This window comes from Paraburkholderia sp. NPDC080076, from assembly GCF_050281145.1.
In the GTDB taxonomy this organism is placed as follows: domain Bacteria; phylum Pseudomonadota; class Gammaproteobacteria; order Burkholderiales; family Burkholderiaceae; genus Paraburkholderia.
Window position 1 is genome coordinate 47,541 of record NZ_JBNNWQ010000003.1, and the last position, 21,399, is coordinate 68,939.

The 21,399-nt window shown below is 62.1% G+C and carries 17 protein-coding genes; 11 read left to right on the forward strand and 6 right to left on the reverse strand.

The window, feature by feature from the left end; genetic code table 11:
- Window positions 1–292: 292 nt before the first annotated feature.
- From ACQKRQ_RS12520 to ACQKRQ_RS12545, 6 genes are all read left to right on the forward strand, one after another.
- On the forward strand, window positions 293–2,068 hold the full coding sequence (locus ACQKRQ_RS12520; RefSeq protein WP_427477234.1) for a methyl-accepting chemotaxis protein: 1,776 nt from the start codon (window positions 293–295) through the stop codon (window positions 2,066–2,068).
- 389 nt (window positions 2,069–2,457) lie between these two features.
- Complete coding sequence (locus ACQKRQ_RS12525; protein ID WP_132374239.1) at window positions 2,458–3,219, forward strand: hydratase; 762 nt, start codon at window positions 2,458–2,460, stop codon at window positions 3,217–3,219.
- Window positions 3,220–4,014: 795 nt separating this feature from the next.
- On the forward strand, window positions 4,015–5,937 hold the full coding sequence (locus ACQKRQ_RS12530) for a PrkA family serine protein kinase (protein WP_132374241.1): 1,923 nt from the start codon (window positions 4,015–4,017) through the stop codon (window positions 5,935–5,937).
- 226 nt (window positions 5,938–6,163) lie between these two features.
- Complete coding sequence (locus ACQKRQ_RS12535; protein WP_132374242.1) at window positions 6,164–7,435, forward strand: YeaH/YhbH family protein; 1,272 nt, start codon at window positions 6,164–6,166, stop codon at window positions 7,433–7,435.
- Window positions 7,432–9,147, forward strand: coding sequence for a SpoVR family protein (locus ACQKRQ_RS12540; RefSeq protein WP_207915627.1), 1,716 nt, complete (start codon window positions 7,432–7,434; stop codon window positions 9,145–9,147). Before ACQKRQ_RS12535 ends, ACQKRQ_RS12540 begins: the two co-directional genes overlap by 4 nt.
- 289 nt (window positions 9,148–9,436) lie before the next feature.
- Window positions 9,437–10,741, forward strand: a complete 1,305-nt coding sequence (locus ACQKRQ_RS12545; protein WP_132374243.1) for an MFS family transporter — start codon at window positions 9,437–9,439, stop codon at window positions 10,739–10,741.
- Window positions 10,742–10,871: 130 nt separating this feature from the next.
- On the opposite strand, the gene ACQKRQ_RS12550 is transcribed toward ACQKRQ_RS12545, so the two are convergent.
- From ACQKRQ_RS12550 to ACQKRQ_RS12560, 3 genes are all read right to left on the reverse strand, one after another.
- Window positions 10,872–11,093 (reverse strand): hypothetical protein, encoded by a 222-nt coding sequence (locus ACQKRQ_RS12550; protein ID WP_427477238.1) that lies wholly within the window; start codon window positions 11,091–11,093, stop codon window positions 10,872–10,874.
- A 159-nt stretch (window positions 11,094–11,252) separates the two neighbouring features.
- Window positions 11,253–12,332: a glycosyltransferase family 2 protein gene (locus ACQKRQ_RS12555; protein ID WP_427477240.1), complete on the reverse strand. Its 1,080-nt coding sequence runs from the start codon at window positions 12,330–12,332 to the stop codon at window positions 11,253–11,255.
- A gap of 212 nt (window positions 12,333–12,544) precedes the next feature.
- Complete coding sequence (locus tag ACQKRQ_RS12560; RefSeq protein ID WP_132374245.1) at window positions 12,545–12,724, reverse strand: hypothetical protein; 180 nt, start codon at window positions 12,722–12,724, stop codon at window positions 12,545–12,547.
- Window positions 12,725–12,950: 226 nt separating this feature from the next.
- Between ACQKRQ_RS12560 and ACQKRQ_RS12565 the strand changes: the two genes are divergently transcribed.
- Window positions 12,951–13,202, forward strand: a complete 252-nt coding sequence (locus tag ACQKRQ_RS12565) for a DUF1488 domain-containing protein (protein WP_132374246.1) — start codon at window positions 12,951–12,953, stop codon at window positions 13,200–13,202.
- A gap of 48 nt (window positions 13,203–13,250) precedes the next feature.
- Here ACQKRQ_RS12565 and ACQKRQ_RS12570 read toward each other — a convergent pair whose 3' ends face one another.
- The gene (locus ACQKRQ_RS12570; protein ID WP_427477242.1) at window positions 13,251–14,180 is read right to left on the reverse strand and encodes a LysR family transcriptional regulator; all 930 of its coding nucleotides are present in this window, start codon (window positions 14,178–14,180) and stop codon (window positions 13,251–13,253) included.
- A 251-nt stretch (window positions 14,181–14,431) separates the two neighbouring features.
- Here ACQKRQ_RS12570 and ACQKRQ_RS12575 point away from each other — a divergent pair, with 251 nt between their 5' ends.
- On the forward strand, window positions 14,432–15,205 hold the full coding sequence (locus ACQKRQ_RS12575; RefSeq protein ID WP_427477244.1) for an SDR family NAD(P)-dependent oxidoreductase: 774 nt from the start codon (window positions 14,432–14,434) through the stop codon (window positions 15,203–15,205).
- Between the two features lie 18 nt (window positions 15,206–15,223).
- On the opposite strand, the gene ACQKRQ_RS12580 is transcribed toward ACQKRQ_RS12575, so the two are convergent.
- Entirely contained in the window at window positions 15,224–16,624 is a 1,401-nt protein-coding gene (locus ACQKRQ_RS12580) for a DHA2 family efflux MFS transporter permease subunit (RefSeq protein ID WP_408310929.1), read from the reverse strand.
- 164 nt (window positions 16,625–16,788) lie between these two features.
- On the opposite strand from ACQKRQ_RS12580, the gene ACQKRQ_RS12585 reads away from it, so the two are divergent.
- Complete coding sequence (locus ACQKRQ_RS12585) at window positions 16,789–17,649, forward strand: LysR family transcriptional regulator (RefSeq protein WP_427477247.1); 861 nt, start codon at window positions 16,789–16,791, stop codon at window positions 17,647–17,649.
- Between the two features lie 381 nt (window positions 17,650–18,030).
- Window positions 18,031–19,605, forward strand: a complete 1,575-nt coding sequence (locus ACQKRQ_RS12590) for a methyl-accepting chemotaxis protein (RefSeq protein WP_427477249.1) — start codon at window positions 18,031–18,033, stop codon at window positions 19,603–19,605.
- A gap of 31 nt (window positions 19,606–19,636) precedes the next feature.
- Here the strand turns inward: ACQKRQ_RS12590 and ACQKRQ_RS12595 are convergent, their stop codons facing one another.
- The gene (locus ACQKRQ_RS12595) at window positions 19,637–20,074 is read right to left on the reverse strand and encodes a carboxymuconolactone decarboxylase family protein (RefSeq protein ID WP_132374251.1); all 438 of its coding nucleotides are present in this window, start codon (window positions 20,072–20,074) and stop codon (window positions 19,637–19,639) included.
- Window positions 20,075–20,313: 239 nt separating this feature from the next.
- On the opposite strand from ACQKRQ_RS12595, the gene ACQKRQ_RS12600 reads away from it, so the two are divergent.
- Window positions 20,314–21,363: an NAD(P)/FAD-dependent oxidoreductase gene (locus ACQKRQ_RS12600; protein ID WP_427477251.1), complete on the forward strand. Its 1,050-nt coding sequence runs from the start codon at window positions 20,314–20,316 to the stop codon at window positions 21,361–21,363.
- Window positions 21,364–21,399: the final 36 nt, after the last annotated feature.

A 21,399-nucleotide genomic window follows, 5' to 3' on the forward strand; every position in this document is an offset into this window, starting at 1 on the left:
GCACATTCCCAGCGGTCGCAATGTCGCGCGGTCTCTCACTTCCATCTGCAGGCACCGGCACGCCCGTTCCGCATCACCGGTGCGCAAATCCGCCGTCTGTCAGCACCTTGTAATTTATTCCGGTTGCTTACAGCGCCTTTCGTCATACCATATAAATCCTTCAAGTACGCGGTCCGCAGGCCGTAAACAGGACTATTAGAGCGACGTATCGAAAAAGCGCCATTACGCAGACGCCACACGCAAAACCGCGCTGCGTACGCAGCCTCTCATTTTGTAAAGCACAGGAACAAGCATGTTGAACAAAGGCATTACGATCAAGGCGCGGATAGGCCTCACGATGGCTTTTCTCGCCGCGCTGCTCGTCGCCATCGGCGTCTTCGGTTTGTTCGGCATGAGCCGTTCGAACGACGCCTATAAGGACACCTTCACCAACGCCATGCCGAGCGCGGTCAATATCGGCAACGCCGAGCTATTCGCGGCGCGTGAGCGGCTGGCGCTCGACCGTGCGGCGTTCATGATCGGCACGCCGGAAGCGACGCCGACGCTCGAGCGCGCGCGCGGCATGCGCGCCACCTCCGACACGTGGTGGAAACAGTACATGGACCTGCCGCGCGACCCGGACGAAGACCGCCTCGCGCAGGACGTCGTCGCCAAACGCGACGCGCTGCATCAGCAGATGGACACCTTTGCGGCGATCGTCGTCGCGAACGAACCGCCCAAGCTGGTCGAGGGCGCCAAGCGTCTGCAAGTGGCCTACAACGACCTCGCCAATGCCGACGACGCGCTGCGCAAATACCAGTTCACCTCGGCGAAAGAGGGTTACGACGCCGCGCAAGGCAGCTTCGATGTGTTCCGCATGGTCAGCGTGGGCGCCTTGCTGATCGGCGTGCTGGCTGCGGCGATTTCGTACCTGACGCTTAGCCGCGCGATCGCCCGGCCGCTCGATGCCGCCCTCGAACATTTCGACGCGATCTCGGCCGGCGATTTACGCCGCCCGGTCGTCGTGACATCGCGCGACGAAATGGGGCAGTTGCTCGAAGGCATCGCCAAAATGCAGCACAGTCTCACCGAAACGGTGCGTACCGTGCGCAGCGGCAGCGAATCGATTGCGACGGCTACGCGCCAGATCGCGGCCGGCAATATCGACCTGTCCTCGCGCACCGAAGAGCAGGCTTCCGCGCTGCAGGAAACCGCGTCGAGCATGGAAGAGCTGACCGGCACGGTCAAGCAGAACGCCGACAACGCCCGCCAGGCGAGCTCGCTGGCGGCCAATGCGTCGGAGATCGCCAACAAGGGCAGTGCGGTGGTCGGCCAGGTGGTCGGCACGATGGGCGACATCAATCAAAGCTCGGCCAGGATCGCCGACATTATTTCGATCATCGAAGGGATTGCGTTCCAGACCAACATCCTCGCATTGAACGCGGCCGTGGAAGCGGCGCGAGCCGGCGAAGAAGGGCGCGGTTTCGCGGTCGTGGCCGGTGAAGTGCGCAGCCTCGCGCAGCGCTCGTCAGCGGCGGCGAAGGAAATCAAGGAACTGATCGACACCTCGGTGGAGCGCGTGCAGTCGGGCTCGGCGCTGGTCGACGAAGCCGGCCGCACCATGACCGAGATCATCGGCGCGGTGCAGCGCGTGACCGACATCATGGGCGAAATCGCCGCGGCGTCGGAAGAGCAGAGCAGCGGTATCGATCAGGTGGCGCGCGCTGTTACGCAGATGGACGAAGTCACGCAGCAAAACGCCGCACTGGTCGAAGAAGCGGCGGCAGCAGCGTCGTCGCTCGAAGACCAGGCCGGCAAACTGCGTACCGCGGTAGCCGTGTTCCAACTCGAAGAAGGCGGTTACAAGGCGCCCGTGAGCGCGCCGCCGAAGCGCGCGGCTACGCCGCCACGTACGGTGGTCGCACGCAAGGTCGCGCACGCTCGTGCTGCGCAACCCGCCGTGCAAGCCGCAGCCGCGACGAACGCGCCGGCCGCGACGGCACAGCCCGTTGCCGCAGCGGCACGCGCGCCTGCTAAAGCGATAGCGACCGCTAGCGCCGGCAGCGATCAGGATTGGGAAACGTTCTGAGCGGAAGTCAGTTGCAACATTCATTCCCGGCGCCGCAGCCAATCCCATTAGATGGGTAGATGCCGCGAGAGGATGACGGCCTCGCTTCAAAAAGACCTCGATTGCGCACGCATTCGCGGTCTTTTTTTATGGTGTGCGCATTAAGTAACGTTTGCGACCGCAGTCGGTCCCCTGGCAAGCGTCGTGATCCGGTACATTGACGGACGCACCGAAGCAACTCCCCTTGGGGGACGCTATCCGCCATGGTGCGGCAATCGCCGACGCGGCCCGTTAGCCCACGAGCGCGGCTCCGCCGCCTTCGAGCGCAGCAACGCATGCCCCAAAGCACGGCCACCACCCACCAGCACGCCACAACCAACCGCTCAATGCGCCAGCCACAAAGGACCGACATGACGCCATACGACCTCGCGAACCGCCTCGTCGAAGCACGCCGGCAGCATCGCCCGATCGATGCGCCCGCACCCGACAGCCTGCCGCCCGATGCGGCGACCGCGTATGCGATCCAGCAGGCGGTCATCGCAGGTCTCGGCGACTCGACGGGCGCCTGGAAGATCGGTGCCAAAGCGCCCGGCGGCGCCGCCGCGGGCGCGCCGATTCCGGCCTCGCTGGTGCTGCGCTCGCCGGCGCGCGTCGCGCATGACGGTTTCTTCCGCGTGCTGGTCGAGCTGGAAATCGCCTTCCGCTTCGCCGAGGCGATCGAACCGCGCGGCCGGGCCTATGCGCGCGACGAGGTGCTCTCGAAGGTCGGCGTCGTATTGCCGGCCATCGAGATCGTCGACAGCCGCTTCGCCGAATGGCCGAATGTCGCGCCGCTCGCGCAACTGGCCGATGCGCAGAACAACGGCGCGTTGATCACGGGCCATCCGGTCGCTTATGCGGGTCTCGCGCGCGGCTTCGATTTCGTTTCACCCGAACTGGAACTGAGCTTCGACGGCGCTTCGCTGCTGCCGGAAGCCACCGGCAATCCGGCAGGCGACCCGCGCGAGCTGCTGGTCTGGTTCGTCAACCATTGCGCCGCCATGGGTATCACCATCGAACCGGAGTGGACTATCACCACCGGTTCGTACGTCGGCGCACACAGGCTGGATAAAGCGGGCATCGTGCGCGGACACATCGACGGCCTTGGGGAAGTGGAGATTGAACTGACCTGAGAGGGCGCACGCTTGTAACAGCGTATTACGAAGCTTCATTCAAACGGCTGCCTGCGGGTGGCCGTTTTACATTGTTCGCATCCGTACCGGCGGCTTTGCCGTATACACCTATTGAAGCAATGCATGGCGTTGTCGTCATTCAGTTATACATGCGGCTAACCATGCTCACGACGCGGTTAATGCCTGCGTGTCGCTCACGACAATGCATGACACGCTTGCTAATGACGGAACAAAAACGTTCGTGATTTGACGAACCGCATGAAGCTGCACGGACCTTGCTTATGTGTGAAACCGCGCGTGCATCGCGCACGAACATGTAACAGGCATGTGTCGCTGTAGACCGAACGCTTGGGTCGCGCGTTGAGGAAAAAGGTGACGGACACAGAAAGCAGGCAGACGTCAGCGCTTTTCAGCAACAAAGTGTGTGTGTGCAGACATGCCGTCCGGTACAGCAGTGGGATCGTTCGATGAACGTAACGGCTTTACGCAAGAGAGTATTGCAGGACAGGAAGAGAGGAACACTGAGCAGCACTGCAGTAGAGTGCTGATGAGGCGTCAAGGCGGCAGCGCAAAAGGCAGGGACGTATGACTGCAATCGCTGCGATATGAGTGCAAGATTGTAGGTGGTCGAAACTTTGTTTCCAAGTGAGGAATGTCGGGAGGCGAATGCGGCGCGATTTTCGCAACGTAGTTCGTGAAAAAAAATTTAAAAGGGTTTAGGATGAATTCGAGCGATGTCGTTTCCGAATAGCGCGCCGCGCACGACATCGGTCTAGACTTCGGCGAGGAGGTAGCATGGATATCTACAGCAGTTTCGCGACCCGCTTCGAGAAAACGCGAGAAGATGAGCTCTCGCTCGAGGAGTATCTCGCGCTCTGCAAAGACAATCCCGCCGCGTACGCCACGGCTGGCGAACGCATGTTGACGGCGATCGGGGAGCCGGAACAGATCGACACTCGTAACGATCCGCGCATGTCGCGCATCTTCGCGAACAAGGTCATCAAGGTATACCCCGCATTCCGTGAGTTCTACGGAATGGAGGAGGTGATCGAGCAGGTGGTCGCCTACTTCCGGCACTCGGCCCAGGGGCTCGAAGAAAAGAAGCAGATTCTGTATCTGTTGGGCCCGGTCGGCGGCGGTAAATCGTCGATTGCGGAACGTCTGAAGCAGCTTATGGAACGCGTGCCGTTCTACTCGATCAAGGGCTCGCCCGTGAACGAGTCGCCCCTCGGTCTGTTCGATTACGAGGAAGACGGCCCGATTCTCGAAGAACAATACGGCATTCCACGCCGCTACCTGAAAAGCATTCTGAGCCCGTGGGCGGTCAAGCGCCTGCACGAATTCAACGGTGACATCCGCAAGTTCCGCGTGGTGCGCCGCTATCCGTCGATCCTTCGCCAGATCGGTATAGCCAAAACCGAGCCGGGCGACGAAAACAATCAGGACATTTCGTCGCTGGTCGGTAAGGTCGACATCCGCAAACTCGAACAGTACGCACAGGACGACGCGGACGCATACAGCTACTCCGGTGGCTTGTGTCTCGCGAATCAGGGCCTGCTCGAGTTCGTCGAAATGTTCAAGGCCCCGATCAAGGTCCTGCACCCGCTCCTGACTGCGACCCAGGAAGGCAACTTCAAGGGCACGGAAGGCTTCGGTGCGATCCCGTTCGACGGCGTGATTCTGGCTCACTCGAACGAGTCCGAATGGAAGGCGTTCCGCAACAACCGCAACAACGAAGCACTGCTCGACCGGATCTTCGTGGTGAAGGTGCCGTACTGCCTGCGCTACGGTGAAGAGGTCAAGATCTACGAGAAGCTGCTGCGTAATTCGTCGCTGGCGAATGCGGTGTGCGCGCCGGGCACGCTGAAGATGATGGCGCAGATGTCGGTGCTTACGCGTTTGCAGGAGCCGGAGAATTCGAGCCTGTTCTCGAAGATGCAGGTGTACGACGGCGAAAATCTCAAGGACACCGATCCGAAGGCCAAGTCGTATCAGGAGTACCGCGATTTCGCGGGCGTGGATGAAGGGATGACCGGCGTGTCGACCCGCTTCGCGTTCAAGATCATGTCGCGCGTATTCAACTTCGACTCGACCGAGGTCGCGGCCAATCCGGTGCACCTGATGTACGTGCTCGAACAGCAGATCGAACGCGAGCAGTTCCCACCAGAAACCGAGCAGAAGTATCTGTCGTTCATCAAGGACGTGCTCGCCTCGCGCTATGCGGAGTTCATCGGCAAGGAAATTCAGACCGCGTATCTGGAGTCGTATTCCGAGTACGGTCAGAACATCTTCGATCGCTATGTGACGTACGCGGACTTCTGGATTCAGGATCAGGAGTTCCGCGATCATGACACCGGCGAGAGTTTCGATCGCGCGGCGCTGAACGCCGAACTGGAGAAGATCGAGAAACCCGCGGGCATCAGCAACCCGAAGGACTTCCGCAACGAGATCGTGAACTTCGTGCTGCGTGCGCGTGCTGCCAACGGCGGAAAGAACCCCGCCTGGGTCAGCTACGAGAAGCTGCGCGTCGTGATCGAAAAGAAGATGTTCTCGAACACGGAAGAGCTGTTGCCGGTGATCTCGTTCAACGCCAAGGGCTCGGCGGAGGAACAACGCAAGCACGAAGACTTCGTCAATCGCATGGTGACGAAGGGCTATACGCCGAAGCAGGTGCGCTTGCTGTGTGACTGGTATCTGCGCGTGCGCAAGTCGTCATGATGCGCATTGCGTGCCGCCCGCGCGGTCCGACCGCGCGGGCACCCTGCGAGGCGCAAGCTGCATGGACATAGCGTGGGCTTAAGCAGCAAGCGTCTCGCGCACCGGAAATTAGTGCCGCTGCATGGGGTCTGGGTAAGTGCTAAAGCGCCAACTCTGATCGACATGCGGTGCATGGGATGGGCGTAAGCGCTAAAGCGCTAACGCCCATCGATACGGGAGACCGGGCGTGCTTCATCAAATCATCGACCGCAGGTTAGCAGGCAAGAACAAAAGCATTGCGAATCGCGAACGTTTTTTGCGTCGCGTTAAGAACTATATTCGTCGCGCCGTTTCGGAAGCCGTGCGCGATCGCAGCATCAAGGACATTCAGAACACCCAGAGCATCACCATCCCGCGCAAGGACATTGCGGAACCGTCGTTCCGGCATGGACCCGGCGGCAAGCGGGAAATGGTGCATCCGGGCAATTCCGACTACATCCGTGGCGACAAGATCCAGCGCCCGCAAGGCGGCGGTGGTGGAGGCGGGGGCAACCAGGCCAGCAATGAAGGCGAGGGTCAGGACGACTTCGTGTTCGAGCTGAGCCGCGAAGAATTCATGCAGTATTTCTTCGACGATCTCGAGCTGCCGCGTCTCGTCAAAACCCATCTGATGGCCGTGCCCACGTGGAAAAGCATCCGCGCGGGCTGGGCTGCGGAAGGCACGCCGAATAACATCGACGTGGTCCGTTCGTTGCGCAGCGCGCTCGGCCGCCGCATTGCGCTCGGTGCGCCGCTCGTCAACCAGTTGCACGAGATGGAACGGCAACTGGAAACGATGAAAGCCGATCCCGACGATCGACGCGAAGAGATCAAAGTGCTCGAAGAAGAGATTCACCATTTGCGCGGGCGCATCTGGCGGATTCCGTTCATCGATCCGTTCGATCTGCGCTACGTGAATCGCGTGAAGCAACCCACGCCCTCCAGCCAGGCGGTCATGTTCTGTCTGATGGATGTGTCCGGTTCAATGGACGAGCAGCGCAAGGACCTCGCCAAGCGCTTCTTCATCCTGCTGTATCTGTTCCTCAAGCGTAACTACGAGAAGATCGAAGTGGTGTTCATCCGCCACCATACGCGTGCTGAAGAGGTCGACGAAGACACGTTCTTCCACTCGACCGAAAGCGGCGGCACGGTGGTGTCGAGCGCGCTGGAGCTGATGCAGAAGGTAATGGACGAGCGCTATTCGCCAACTGAATGGAATATTTACGGCGCTCAGGCGTCGGACGGCGACAACTGGACCGACGACTCGCCGAAGTGCCGCAAGATACTCTCGGATGACATTCTGGAGAAGGTGCGCTATTTTGCGTATATTCAGGTGACGCCGGAAGAGCAGAATCTGTGGCTCGAATACGCGCAGTTGGCCTTGAGCCAGCCGCACATGGCGATGAAGAAGGTCGAAACCGCGGCCGACATCTATCCGGTATTTCGCGAGCTGTTTGAGAAGCAGGTGGCGTCTTCATGACAAAACACCTGCACAACGAAGCGCGCGGCTACCAGCCGGAGCGCGGGAAAGGCGTGCCGCAGCAGCAACAGTCGGGGCATGCCGAGGCGAAGGCGGACGATACGGGAGCCGCCGCAGCCGGAGCAGTCGACACCGCTGCAGCACGGGGACACACCGGAACGCCCACTGAGGGGCAAAGGGAAGTCCGTATGAACGTAGCCGATAGACGGCCTCTGCCGTGCCCGTCCGACTGGACCTTCGAATTGATCGAAGAGTATGACTCGCATATTGCCCGTGTTGCAGAGCAATATGAACTCGACGTGTATCCGATCCAGCTCGAACTCATCAGCGCCGAACAGATGATGGATGCGTACGCGTCCGTCGGCATGCCGGTGAACTACCGTCATTGGTCGTTCGGCAAACACTTTCTCTCCACCGAAAAAAGCTACCGTCGCGGGCAGATGGGGCTGGCGTACGAGATCGTCATCAATTCGAATCCCTGCATCGCGTATCTGATGGAAGAGAACACGATGACGATGCAGGCGCTCGTCATCGCCCACGCGGCCTATGGGCACAACTCGTTCTTCAAGGGCAACTATCTGTTCCGGCTGTGGACGGATGCGCACGCGATCATCGACTACCTGGTCTACGCGAAGAATTACATCGCGGAGTGCGAGGAGCGTTTCGGGCTCGACCGGGTCGAGGAATTGCTCGATTCGTGCCACGCGTTGATGAACTACGGCGTGGACCGTTACAAGCGCCCGCAGAAGTTGTCGCTGGAAAAGGAGTTTGCGGCGCGCCGCGAACGCGAAGCGTATCTGCAGTCGCAGGTCAATGAACTGTGGCGCACCTTGCCGACCCGGCATACGCCGTTGCCGGAGGAAATCGAGGAGCGCTATCCGCCGGAGCCGCAGGAAAACCTGCTGTATTTCGCGGAGAAGAACGCACCGCTGCTGGAGCCGTGGGAGCGGGAAGTGATCCGCATCGTGCGCAAGGTCGGCCAGTATTTTTATCCGCAACGGCAGACCCAGGTGATGAACGAGGGTTGGGCGACGTTCTGGCATTACACCTTGCTCAACACCATGTACAACCAGGGCAAGCTGGAAGACGGCTTCATGATGGAGTTTCTCCATTCGCATAGCAATGTGGTCTACCAGCCGCCGGTGACGAAACCGTACTACAGCGGCATCAATCCGTACGCGCTCGGTTTTTCGATGATGAGCGACATTCGCCGCATCTGCGAGGCGCCAACGGACGAAGATCGCAAGTGGTTCCCGGAACTGGCGGGCAGTCCGTGGCTGCCCGCCATGCACTACGCGATGCGTAACTTCAAGGACGAGAGTTTCGTCGCGCAGTATCTGTCGCCGCATCTGATCCGTGAGATGCGCCTCTTCTCCGTGCTCGACGACGACATGCGCGACGCGCTCGAAGTCTCGGCGATTCATGACGACAGCGGCTATCAGTACGTGCGTCAGGCGTTGTCGCGCCAGTACGACATGCATCACCGCGAGCCGAATATTCAGGTGTGGGCGGTGAACACGCGCGGCGACCGGAGTTTGACGCTGCGGCACTTCATGAGCGACAACCGGCATCTGTCGGGCGATAGCGAAGAAGTGCTCAAGCACATGGCACGGCTGTGGCAGTTCGACGTGTATCTGGAAAGCGTCGATGAGAACGGCACGGTCCGCAAGCGTTATGAGTGCCGCTATGTACCGCCCGCGGTGAGAGTGTGATCGGCGGGTTGCGACGCAACGCGATCGATACAATGTGAAAAAGCCAGCTTTCGAGCTGGCTTTTTTCTTGGCCGCTCAGTCGCAATCAGGACAAGACATCAGCGCTGCCGCGCCGCAACATCGACATGCCCCCCGTCTGGCGCCCCCTAACAAACCCCCATCTTCTCCTTGCGATTCTGTAAAATTCGCGCACGCACGCGCCGACTGCCTCTGCGGCATGTCGGTTCGCGGGTGATGAAGGCGGCGCCACGACCGCTACCTCCGTTCAAAGACAAGGAAAGAGAACAGCATGACCGACCTAACCGACCAAACCGTGGCCTCGGCTCACGACACACGGCGCCGCATCTTCGCGATCGTTGGCGCTTCATCGGGCAATCTCGTCGAGTGGTTCGACTTTTACGTGTATTCGTTCTGCGCGTTGTACTTCGCGCCGGCGTTCTTCCCAAGCGGCAATACCACCACGCAGCTGCTCAATACGGCGGGCGTGTTCGCCGCCGGCTTCCTGATGCGCCCGATCGGCGGCTGGTTCTTCGGCCGCCTCGCCGACAAGCACGGCCGCCGCACGGCCATGATGGTGTCGGTGTTCATGATGTGCGGCGGTTCCCTCGTGATCGCCTTGCTGCCCACGTACGCACAGATCGGCGCGCTGGCGCCGGCGCTGCTGCTGGTCGCGCGGTTGTTCCAGGGCTTGTCGGTGGGCGGCGAGTACGGCACCAGCGCGACCTATATGAGTGAGGTCGCGCTCAAGGGCCGGCGCGGTTTCTTCGCGTCGTTCCAGTACGTCACGCTGATCGGCGGCCAGTTGTGCGCGCTGCTGGTGCTGGTGGTGCTGCAACAAACGCTTTCCACCGAAGAGCTGAAGGCATGGGGCTGGCGCGTGCCGTTCGCCATCGGTGCGGTCGCGGCATTGGTCGCGCTGTATCTGCGTAAATCGCTCGACGAAACCACCACCGCCGAAACGCGTCAACGCAAGGAAGCCGGCACGCTGCGCGGGCTGTGGCTGCACAAAGGCGCGTTCATGACGGTGCTCGGTTTCACGGCCGGCGGCTCGCTGATTTTCTACACGTTCACCACCTACATGCAGAAGTATCTGGTCAACACGGCCGGCATGCATGCGAAGACGGCCAGCAACGTGATGACCGCCGCGCTGTTCGTCTACATGGTGATACAGCCGGCGTTCGGCGCCTTGTCGGACCGCATCGGCCGCCGTCGTTCCATGCTGTTCTTCGGCTTCTTCGCGACTATCGGCACGGTGCCGCTCCTGCACGCGCTGAAGGATGTGACGAGCCCGTATGCGGCCTTCGGTCTGGTGGTGGTGGCGCTTGCGATCGTCAGTTTCTACACGTCGATCAGTGGTCTGATCAAGGCGGAAATGTTCCCGCCTGAAGTGCGCGCGCTCGGCGTGGGGCTCTCGTACGCGGTGGCGAATGCGATCTTCGGCGGCTCGGCCGAGTATGTGGCGCTGTGGCTGAAGTCGGTCGGCAACGAATCGATGTTCTACTGGTACGTCACCGCGCTGTGCGCGATTGCCGGCCTCGTGGCTCTGCGGATGCGCGATCCGTCGAAAGAAGGGTATTTGCGCCTCGAGCCTTGAGTCTTTGAGGCTCGTCGAGCAGCGCAGTTAGGCGCTGCTTGAAAACGGCGGTCCGGGTCAATCCCGGCCGCCGTTTTTTTATGGGCCCCGGCGATGCGAACCCACTGTGCAGCGAGGGCAGGGCGCATGCTCACGCCACGACGATCTCCGTGCCCAATGCGTGCAGCAGATCGCGCAGCTGCTCGGCTTGCGCCATTTTCGCGTCGCTGCGTAAATGAATCTGCAGCGCTCGCCCCGCGATTCCATCGACGGGTTGCGCGAGCCACAACTCCACCGCGAGGCCCAATCCTTCAGGCTGGTTGACGACGACCGGTTCGATCACACGCGGCTTGAAACAGGCACTGTCGGACATGGTGTATCACCTCGGGGCTGGTGAAGGGGCGTCCTTATCGTAATCAGCGCACCGCGCCGGACCAAGCAACAAATCCGCGTTTGCTTAGCAGAGGATGCTTAGCAGAAAACACGCTTATTGCGCGAAGGCTTGCCGGCGTTCAGCGCCGGCGTTGCCACGTCAGACTTGTTCCGAATGATCGCTTACCAGTTCCGAGACGAGCTCCTTCACCACGGCGGCCGGATCCGCGGCAACGACAGGCGCGGCCGCTACCGCGGCAACCGCCGCGGCGACGGGCTGCTGACGCGCGCTCAATGCACCACGCGCAAGCAACAGAAGATGGTAGTAAAGCCGCGCCCTCAGGCCATAGTTGTACGCATACAGATGGGCGAGGGCGACCTTGAAGCCGGTGAGCGCCTGACGATTTTTTGCATGAACCGACACCACGATCGGCGCGAGACGGCGCAATGCCAGCGTGCGCGACGGCTCGAGCTGCGCTGGCAGCCTCAACGCCTTGACGAACGCATACGCGCTGACCGTTGCCGCGACCGCCGTGCCGCGCGTGCTATGCGAGATCGAGCTGGCCGTCTTTCGATACACCGAGACATAGTCATGCAGATAGAACACCTCGCGCGCGGCGAGACACAGTTCGGTGCCGAACACGAAGTCGCAGCACACACCATATTCTTCCTTGTAGCCGATCCGTTTCACGAGTGCGGCGTTGGCCATCCAGCCGTTGTTTGGAAACATCTGGATCAGGCCGGTTCTGCCCGGCAGAGATTGCAGGCCTTCGGCATCTTTCGTACGCCGAAACGCGGAGTTCAGGTTCGCGCTCGCTTCGAAGTCGATGGCGCCGCTGTGATCGGCTTCGTACTGGTCGCCGAATGCCGCATCGAGTTGCGGGTGAAGCGTCCATAGCGACACGAGCTTTTCGACGCCGTCCGTAGTGAGCAGGTCGTCGTCGTGGATCAGCAGGATCTTGTCGCCGCTCGCGCGTTGGAACAGCCTCGCGACATTGCGCGCCTGGCCGAGCGGCGGCTGATTCTTCGCATAGCGCACGCGCGGCTCCCGCGCATAACGGGCCGCGATCAACTGCTCGGTGCGCGCGTCCTTCGAGTCGTCGCCGATCACGATCTCCAGATCGTCGTAGCTCTGCGCGAGGCACGAATCGATGCACGTTGCGATCAGATCGGGACGATCGCAGGTCGGCAGACAGATGGAGACCCTGGGACGGTGGGTGAGAGTCGAGGAGATGGACATGAGCGTCGCCTTTGTTATCTGTTGAGGGGCGGCAGCTGGTCCGCTTGGCGCACACGTCGCTGCAAGCAGAAAAATAGTCCATCATGCAGAAAAAATAATCGGTAAAAATTAGGAAGAAATGTTTGGCTTATGAAAGTCGTTGGAAGGGAAAAATTTATACGGCTTCGCCGCGAAAATGCAGCAAAGCCGCTCCTGGATGGGCTTCTAATATTTCAACTGACCGACGGCTCGCCCTCGCCGGGTTTCTTGCCCGGACGGTCCGCGGGTGACTGATCGCGTCCTTCATCGTCGCGTTCAGGCAGCTTGCTCTTTTCGTTGTCGCTATGCGTGGCGGGCTGCGGATGTTCGATGTCGTCCGGCTTGCCCTTGGCGGGTTCTTTGGTCTGGCTCATGGTCCTCTCCTGGTTGGATGACACGAGCTTTGCAGCAAGCGGCAGACCTGGGCTCTTGATTCGCGTATTGAGCCGGTCTCTCGCACATCATTGACTGATCCGGACTCGAAAACCCCGCCCTGACCCGACAACGGCGAGCCCGCTCCGCCCGCCTGCAAAAACCCCTTGACCCGTTCCCCCATTCAGCGCACCGTGGAAGGAGAACCCTATATCCCGGGAGTACGAAATGTCCCTCAACTTCCCGAATCCCAGCCGCAGCTACGACGCGTCTCACCACTGCGTCAATTTTTGGGGCTACGACAATGCGCGCGAAATCGCTTTTACCGTCAACCGTTCGGTGATTTCGAATCTGAGCCCGAGCGTGGGCTCCGACGAACCGGCCGTGCTCGCCGCGTTCGACCGGCATCGCGAGCAGATCCTCACGCTCGCGCGCGGCCTGTACCTCGGCGGCCCGCAAAACCGTTACACGATTTCCTGACGCAGCGCAGCGCCTTTCGCCGGCGCGCGGACGTCGCGGACCGCCGACTCAAGCCGCCGGTTCGCGCGGCGCGGCGCCCGTGAGCGACACGATGAAATCGTAAAACGCCCGCACCTTCGCCGGCGGATGATGCCGCGAAGGATAGAGCGCATACAGCGGATAAACCTCGTCGCCCCAATCGGGAAATAGCTCGACGAGTTTTCCGCTCGCCATCAACGACTCGGCGCCGAGCGAGAGAATCTGCGCGACGCCTTGGCCCGCTGTACAGACGCTATGCAAGGTGCCCACGTCGTTCACGGTCAAACGGCCGTGCGGCGTGATCGCCATCTTCTTGCGGCCGCGATGAAATTCCCAACTGAACGGGTAGCCCGTGAGCGGATCGCGAAACTTGATGCAGACGTGCTTGCCGTTTTCGAGCTCGGCCGGGTTCACCGGGTGTCCATGCTTCTTCAGATACGGCGGCGCGGCCACGGTGAGAATCCGCGTGTCCAGCAGCTTGCGAGCGATCAGCGTCGACACCGGCGGATCGCCGAAACGGATCGCGAGATCGAAACCGTCGGCGACCAGATCGCCCATCTGGTCGCGGGTGATCAGTTCGAGCTGCAAATCGGGATGCTTGTCGATAAAGCCGCCCAGCCGCGGCCCCAGCACGAGGCGCGAAAAGAACGGATCCATGTTCACGCGCAAACGTCCGCGTACGGCGCTCGCGCCCTCTGCGGCGCTAGCCGCGGCTTCTTCGAGTCCACCCAGCAGCGGCACGATCTGTTCGTAGAAGCGCCGGCCTTCGTCGGTCAGCGTGACCGAGCGCGTGGTGCGGTCAAAGAGCCGGATGCCGAGACGCGCTTCGAGCCGCGCGACCGAACGGCTCACCCCGGATTGCGACATGTCGAGCGCAACGCCTGCCGCCGCAAAACTGCCGCAATCGACAATCGCCGTCAAGACGCCCATGCCGTTCAGCACGCGCTCGTCAAATGGCATGTGATAGTCCTTTGTTATTCATTAATGCGTGACATGCTAACGCGAAAGTCTGTTTGAAATCACGTGCCGACGCCGGGAAAACGCCGCCAGGCAAGGCGGCGAATGATGTCATGTCATGAGTGGAATGACAGCCAGGCTATCGCGTCAATCACGCGGCGGACGTTAATCTGCTGACGTTCGCTCGAAGCACCAAGACATGCGATTCTCGTCATGCATCGGGCATATTTGAACTGAATAACGGAGAACGCCCCATGTCGCGTATTTTTATTACCGGTTCCGCCGATGGTCTCGGTCAGATGGCCGCGCGTCTGCTCGTCGATGCCGGCCATCAGGTGGTGCTGCATGCGCGCAGTGCCGCGCGCGCCGACGAAGCGTTGCACGCCGTGCCGCAAGCGGAAGCCGCGCTGGCCGGCGACCTGTCGAGCATCGCGGCCACGGTCGCGCTCGCGGAGCAGGTCAATCGGCTAGGCCGCTTCGACGCGGTGATCCACAACGCGGCCGTCGGCTATCAGGAGCCGCGCAGGATCGCCACGGTCGACGGCTTGCCGCACGTGTTCGCGGTCAATACGCTCGCGCCGTACGTTTTGACCGCCTTGATCGAGAAGCCGAAGCGGCTCGTCTATCTGAGTTCGGGCCTGCATCGCAGCGGCGACGCGAGCGTCGCCGATCTGGCCTGGGAGCAGCGCCCCTGGCGGGGCACGGCGGCGTACTCGGACTCGAAACTGCACGATGCATTGCTGGCGTTCGCGATCGCGCGACGTTGGCCTCAGGTGTTATCGAACGCGCTGGAACCGGGCTGGGTGGCGACGAAAATGGGTGGTCCGGGCGCACCGGACGATCTGCGGGCCGCTCCGAAAACCCAGGTATGGCTTGCCGCCAGCGACGAACCGGCGGCCACCGTCAGCGGCGCGTACTTCTATCACATGAAGCCGTGCGAGACGCACCCGGCGGTGCGCGACGTTGCCGTGCAGGAGCGTTTGATCGAAGCGTGCGAGGAGTTTTCCGGCATTCGCTTGCCGGACTGAAGCAAGGCAAAGCCGGGGTTAGCGGCCGGCGGTCTGTGTCGCTTGCCCGTGCACCGCGCGCGAGGCAGGCGCTTCGTCGAGGTGGCGAAACACCCACGCCGACACCAGCGTGATCACGCCGACGCACACGAAGGCGAGGCGAAAGCCGAGCGCTGCCGATCCCACTTGCGCCGAGAAGAGATTCACCAACCCGCCGCCGATCGATACACCCAGCCCGATGGCGAGCATCTGCACCATCGAAAAGAGGCTGTTGCCGCTGCCCGCATCTTCATGCGAGAGGCCTTTGAGCGTGACGCTGTTCATCGCCGCGAACTGCATGGAGTTGGCCGCGCCGAACACGGCCAGAATCGCGATCTCGACCACGAGCGGTGTGCCGCGCGTAATCAGTGCGAACGCAACGATCGACGAACCGACGATGATCGTGTTGACGAGCAGAAACGTGTCGTAGCCATAGCGGCGCACGAGCGGCGCGATCCAGCGTTTGGCGACAGTGCCGGCCAATGCCGCGGGCAGCATCATCAGGCCCGAATGCAACGGCGAGTAGCCTAGTTGCAATTGCAGCAGCAAGGGCACGAGAAACGGCACGGCGCTCGAACCGATGCGGCACACCAGGTTGCCGATCAGGCCGACGCTGAAGTTCGGCTCGCGAAAGAGCGACAGCTTGAAGAGTGGATTGACGCGGCGTCTTGCATGCGGAATGTAGGCGAGCGCGCTCACGGCGGCGAGCGCGAACAGCGCCACCGACCATGCCACGCGATGCGTGGGCACCGGCGCGTCGACGGCGAGCGAGAACGCGATCATGCACAGCGAGAGCAGCCCGCAACCGACGAAGTCGAACGGTGGCGCCTTTGCTTCGCCATGCGATGGCAAGAAGCGCTGCACCGCGTACAGGCCCACGGCGCCGATCGGCACGTTGATCAGGAAAATCCAGTGCCACGTGATCGCCTGAACGAACCAGCCGCCGAGCGTCGGCCCGGCGATCGGCCCCAACTGTCCGGCAACCGAAATGAACGCGAGCGCCGCCACGTACTGTTCTCCCGTGACGCTGCGCAGGACGGCGAGCCGTCCGATCGGCAGCAGCATCGAGCCGCCCAGACCTTGCAGCACGCGCGCCATCACCAGTTGGCCGAGCGTATGGGCGCTCGCGCAGCAGATCGAGCCGAGCACGAACACGAGAATGGCGGCGAAGTAGACGCGCCGCGTGCCGAAGCGGTCGGCGAGCCAGCCGGAGGCGGGCGTGAGCATCGCCATGGTCAGGGTGTAGGCGACCACGATCGGCTGCATGGCGAGCGGCGCGACGTGCAGGCTGTTCGCAATCGAAGGTAGCGCGGTGTTGACGATCGTCGTGTCGAGCGACTGCATGAAAAAGCCGGCGGCGACGATCCAGAGCAGAGCGGTCTGGGAAGAATCCTTGGTCATCTTTAACGGAGCGGCGGAGTGGCGGCACTGGCGGGCGGCCGCCCCGGCTCTAAGCATTCATTGGGGGCAATTCCGTCATCATATTGACATCCTCGTCAATCGGGAACCCCACTAGGGACGCTGACTGTTATCGACTTTGCCGATAAGCGGCGCGACAATGCCCCATGCTCAATCCTATCTGGCTCAAGACCTTTGCGACCGTCGCGGCCTGCCACAGCTTCACCGAGGCGGGGCGGCGGCTCGACCTGACGCAATCGAGCGTCAGTGAACACATCCGTCGGCTCGAGGAGAGCGTGGGCCGGCGCCTCTTCGTGCGCGACACCCATTCGCTTGCCATGACGCCTGACGGCGAAGCCATGCTCGCGCACGCCAGCGTGATTCTGCAGGCGCTCGCGCGGGCCGAATCGCAGTTTCGCGCGCCGCGTCTGAAAGGCCGCGTGCGGCTCGGTTCGTCGGACGATGTCGCGCTCGGCCCATTACCCACCGTGCTGGCGGCGTTTCGCGACGCGCATCCGGATGTCGAGCTGGAAATCACCATCGGCATGACCGGCAAGCTGTATGAGCTGCTCGACGCCGGCGCGATCGATCTGCTGGTCGGCAAGCGGCGGCTCGGCGACCGGCGCGGCGTGCCGCTTTTCACCGGACGGCTGGAGTGGCTGGCGCGTGCCGGCACGCTGGTCGATCTGAGCCAGCCGTTGCCGCTGATTCTGGTCGCCGAGCCGAGCGTGACGCGGGCCGTCGTGCTCGACGCGCTCGCCGAGGCGGGCTTCAGCTGGCAGTTGGTGTGCACGAGCAGCAGCCACGCCGGTTGCATCGCGGCCGCGCGCGGCGGGCTCGGCATTACGGTTCGTCCGCAGTATCTGGCGGCGCGCGGCCTTGCGGCGCCGCTGAACATGGCGAGTCTGCCGGTGCTGCCGTCGGTGGAATTCATCGCGCTGGCGGCGAAGCGGCTTAGCCGGCCGGCGGGCACGCTGCTGCAATTGCTGCACGACAGCGATCTGCGCGGGTCGTGGATCGGGGAATAGTGGCGAGGGCGTACGGCGCCGGGATCTGCGCCACGAATGACGTGGCTACGACGGTTTGCGCATCGGCATAGAGGATCCATGCGATGCGTGCCATATAGATAGGATCCCAGAATGATCCACTGCGACGTGCCGTTGTTTGGCAATTCGTCAATCGAATCGATTCAAGCCGGGCGCCGCCGCCCATTGGCAGAACAGGCGCGCCCCCGGCCTGTTGCGCGTTTACCGCGCCCGCCAAATTTTATTCTTTCGCCAGTGAGTGAATCGCTATACTTTCCATATACGGTTCATTGTTCCATATAAGGAACGTTTAATCGTTCACGTGCGCGGGGGCCGCACGTCATAAGCCAGAGCGCCAAACCAGCCAGAGCGATAAAAACCACGATGACCAAGAACCTCACCATCAATCTACGGATCGCGATCACCATCGCGTTTCTCGGCGTGCTGCTGATCGCCACCGGCGTGCTCGGCATTCTCGGCATGAACGAAAGCAACGAGGCGCAGCGCGACGCCTACACGATCCATTTCGCCTCGGTCGTTGCGCTCGGCAAATCGGGCACGGCCATGTCGCGGGCGCGCTTCGGACTCGATTGGGCGATGAGCAATCCGCACTCGCCGCAACTGAATGCGCAACTCGAGCGTGCGCGCATGCTGCTCGGCGATTCGGACAAATGGTGGACCAGCTTTCGTGATCTGCCGAAAACGCCCGAACTGCAGCACCTCACCGACGACCTCGACACGAAGCGCACCGCCGTGCGCCGCGACGCCATCGACAAACTGATCGAGGCGATCCGCACAGGTGACGCGAGCTGGATGGACGAAAGCCGTGCGAATCATCTGATCGGTCTGTACACGGCAATGAACACGAGTCAGGGTGCGCTGGAGGACTATCTGAACCAGCAGGCGAGCGACGCGAGCGAGCGCTCGGCCACACTTTTTCATACGCTGCTATACGCGTGCATCGGCAGCATTCTGCTGGGGCTGACGGTCGCGTTCATTAGTTGGCGCACGTTGCGCCGCGCGATCATGGCGCCGCTGAACGACGCGCTGCGCCAATTCGACGCGATCGCCGCCGGCGAATTGACGACCCACGTGCCGATTCGTTCGAACGACGAAATGGCGACGCTCTTGCGCGGCGTCGCGTCGATGCAGGACAAACTCGGCGCCACCGTCACCACCGTGCGGGCCGGTTCGCATTCGATCGCGTCGTCGACCCAGCAGATCGCCGCCGGCAATCTCGATCTGTCGCAACGCACCGAGGAACAGGCGGCATCGCTCGAAGAAACCGCGGCGGCGATGGAGCAGCTCACGTCGACCGTGCAGTTGAACGCGGAGAACGCGCATCACGCGAGCGAACTGGCGTTGCGTGCCTCGGAGATGGCCGCGCGCGGGCGCACGTCGGTCGGCAGCATGGTCGAGACGATGCGCGTGATTCACGCGGGTTCGTCGAAAATGACCGGCATCATTACCGCGATCGAAGGCATTGCGTTTCAGACCAATATCCTCGCGCTGAACGCGGCCGTCGAAGCGGCGCGCGCCGGTGAAGAGGGGCGCGGTTTCGCGGTGGTGGCGGGCGAGGTGCGCAGTCTCGCGCAGCGTTCGGCGGCGGCCGCGAAGGAGATCGGCGCGCTGATCGCGGAGTCGACCTCGCGCGTCGAGGGCGGCGCGGGGCTCGTCAACGAAGCGGGCGATACGATGCAGGAAATCGAAGCCGCGATCGGGCGCGTGGCGCGTATCGTCGGCGAGATCGCGGCGGCGTCGAAAGAGCAGAGCGAGGGCATCAAACAGGTGAGCCTAGCCGTCACGCAGATGGACGAGGTCACGCAACACAACGCGGCGCTGGTCGAGGAAAGCGCGGCGACCGCGAACTCGCTCGCGGATCAGGCGCGGCAATTGAGCGACTTGACCGCGGCCTTCAAAGTCGCGAGCGATGCGGCGCAGCGCGAGGCGTTTTTCTAAAGTGAACTGAACTGCCTTCGAGCGCGTGACCTCAGGCAGGCAGCTTGCGGAACGAAATCGCGAAGCGGTTCCATGCATTGATCGCGGAGATCAGCAGCGTCAGATCGACCAGTTCCTCATCGCCGAAGTGCGGGCGCACCGCTTCCCAGACGGCGTCGGGCACATGGTCTTGCGACACCAGCGTCAGCGCTTCGGTCCATTCGAGCGCGGCGCGTTCGCGGTCCGTGAAGAACGGCGTTTCGCGCCAGACCACGACGGTCGCCAGACGGCGGTCGGTTTCGCCACCCTTGCGGGCGTCGGTGGTGTGCATGTCGACGCAGTATGCGCAGCCGTTGATCTGCGAGGCGCGCAGACGAACCAGTTCGGTCAGCGATTTTTCGAGGGCCGATTTGCCGATGCGTTCTTCAACGCCGATCATGGCCTTGATCGCGGCAGGGTTGGCTTTGTAGAAGTCGAGACGTTGTTGCATGATTCACTCCTGAGGTGGGCAGAACGCATTCCGTGATGCGATGAGTGAAGATTAGACCCCTGACTGGCTTTGGAAAATGACCGATTTTGGCTATTTTCAGGTAACCACTTCGACTCGGTAATGGCGAACGCATGCGGCCCGCCGAGCGTCCTTACCGGTGGTAATGGCATCGTTGCCGCGCATCGGGCGATTCGGTATGGTGGGTTATCCCTCCATCCACCCATCCGACGAGATCGCGCATGACTTCCGCCACAGACCAACAACCGCCGCCCATCCGCACCGACGTCCTGATCGTCGGCGCCGGCCCTGTGGGGCTTTTCGCCGCTTTCGAGGCGGGCGTGATCGGCCTGTCGTGCCAGATCGTCGACGGGCTCGACAAGGTCGGCGGCCAATGCATCGAGCTCTATCCGGACAAGCCGATCTACGATATTCCCGCCATTCCGTCGTGCACCGCGCGTGAACTGGTGGAGCGCCTGCTGGCCCAATGCAAGCCGTTCGATCCGCCCATTCATCTCGAACAACGGGTCGAGTCGGTCGAGCAGGGCGGCGACGGGCGCTGGACTATACGTACTGATCGCGGCCTCGTGTTCGATGTCGCGGCGATCCTGCTGGCCGCCGGCAACGGCGCGTTCGTGCCGCAAAAGCTGGCGCTGGCCGAGGCCGTGCCGCTAGAGTCGCGCCATGTGCACTACAGCGTGCAACGTCTTGCCGACTTCGCCGGCAAGACTGTGGTCGTGGCGGGCGGCGGCGATTCCGCACTCGACTGGGCACTGGCGCTGCGCAAGGTCGCGCGCCGGGTGACGCTGGTGCATCGGCGCAGCGGTTTCAGCGCGGCCGATTCGAGTGTCGAGTTGATGCGGCGCGCGGTCGAAGCGGGCGAGATGGACTTTATTGTCGGCGCGATTGCGGGGCTCAATGTCGAAGGCGATGCATTGAAGTCGATCACGTTGCGGCATATCGAGGGCGAGACACAACTCGCGGCCGAGCATCTCGTCGCGCTGTACGGACTTGTTGCCGACCTCGGGCCGATCGCGCAATGGGGATTGTCGATTCATGGCGGGCGCGTCGATGTCGATACGTCGAACTACGAGAGCTCGCGGCCCGGCATCTTCGCGGTTGGCGACATCGCCAACTATCCGAACAAGCAGAAGCTGATTCTGTCGGGTTTTCATGAGGCCTCGCTGGCGCTGCGCCGTGCATATTCGTACGCCTATCCGGACAAAAAGCGCGTGCACGTACACTCCAGTTACGACGCGAAGCTGGCGGAAAAGGTCAGCGCTGCCGGGTGAGTTCCTGATTGATCGAGCCGGTAGTGATTCACAGGT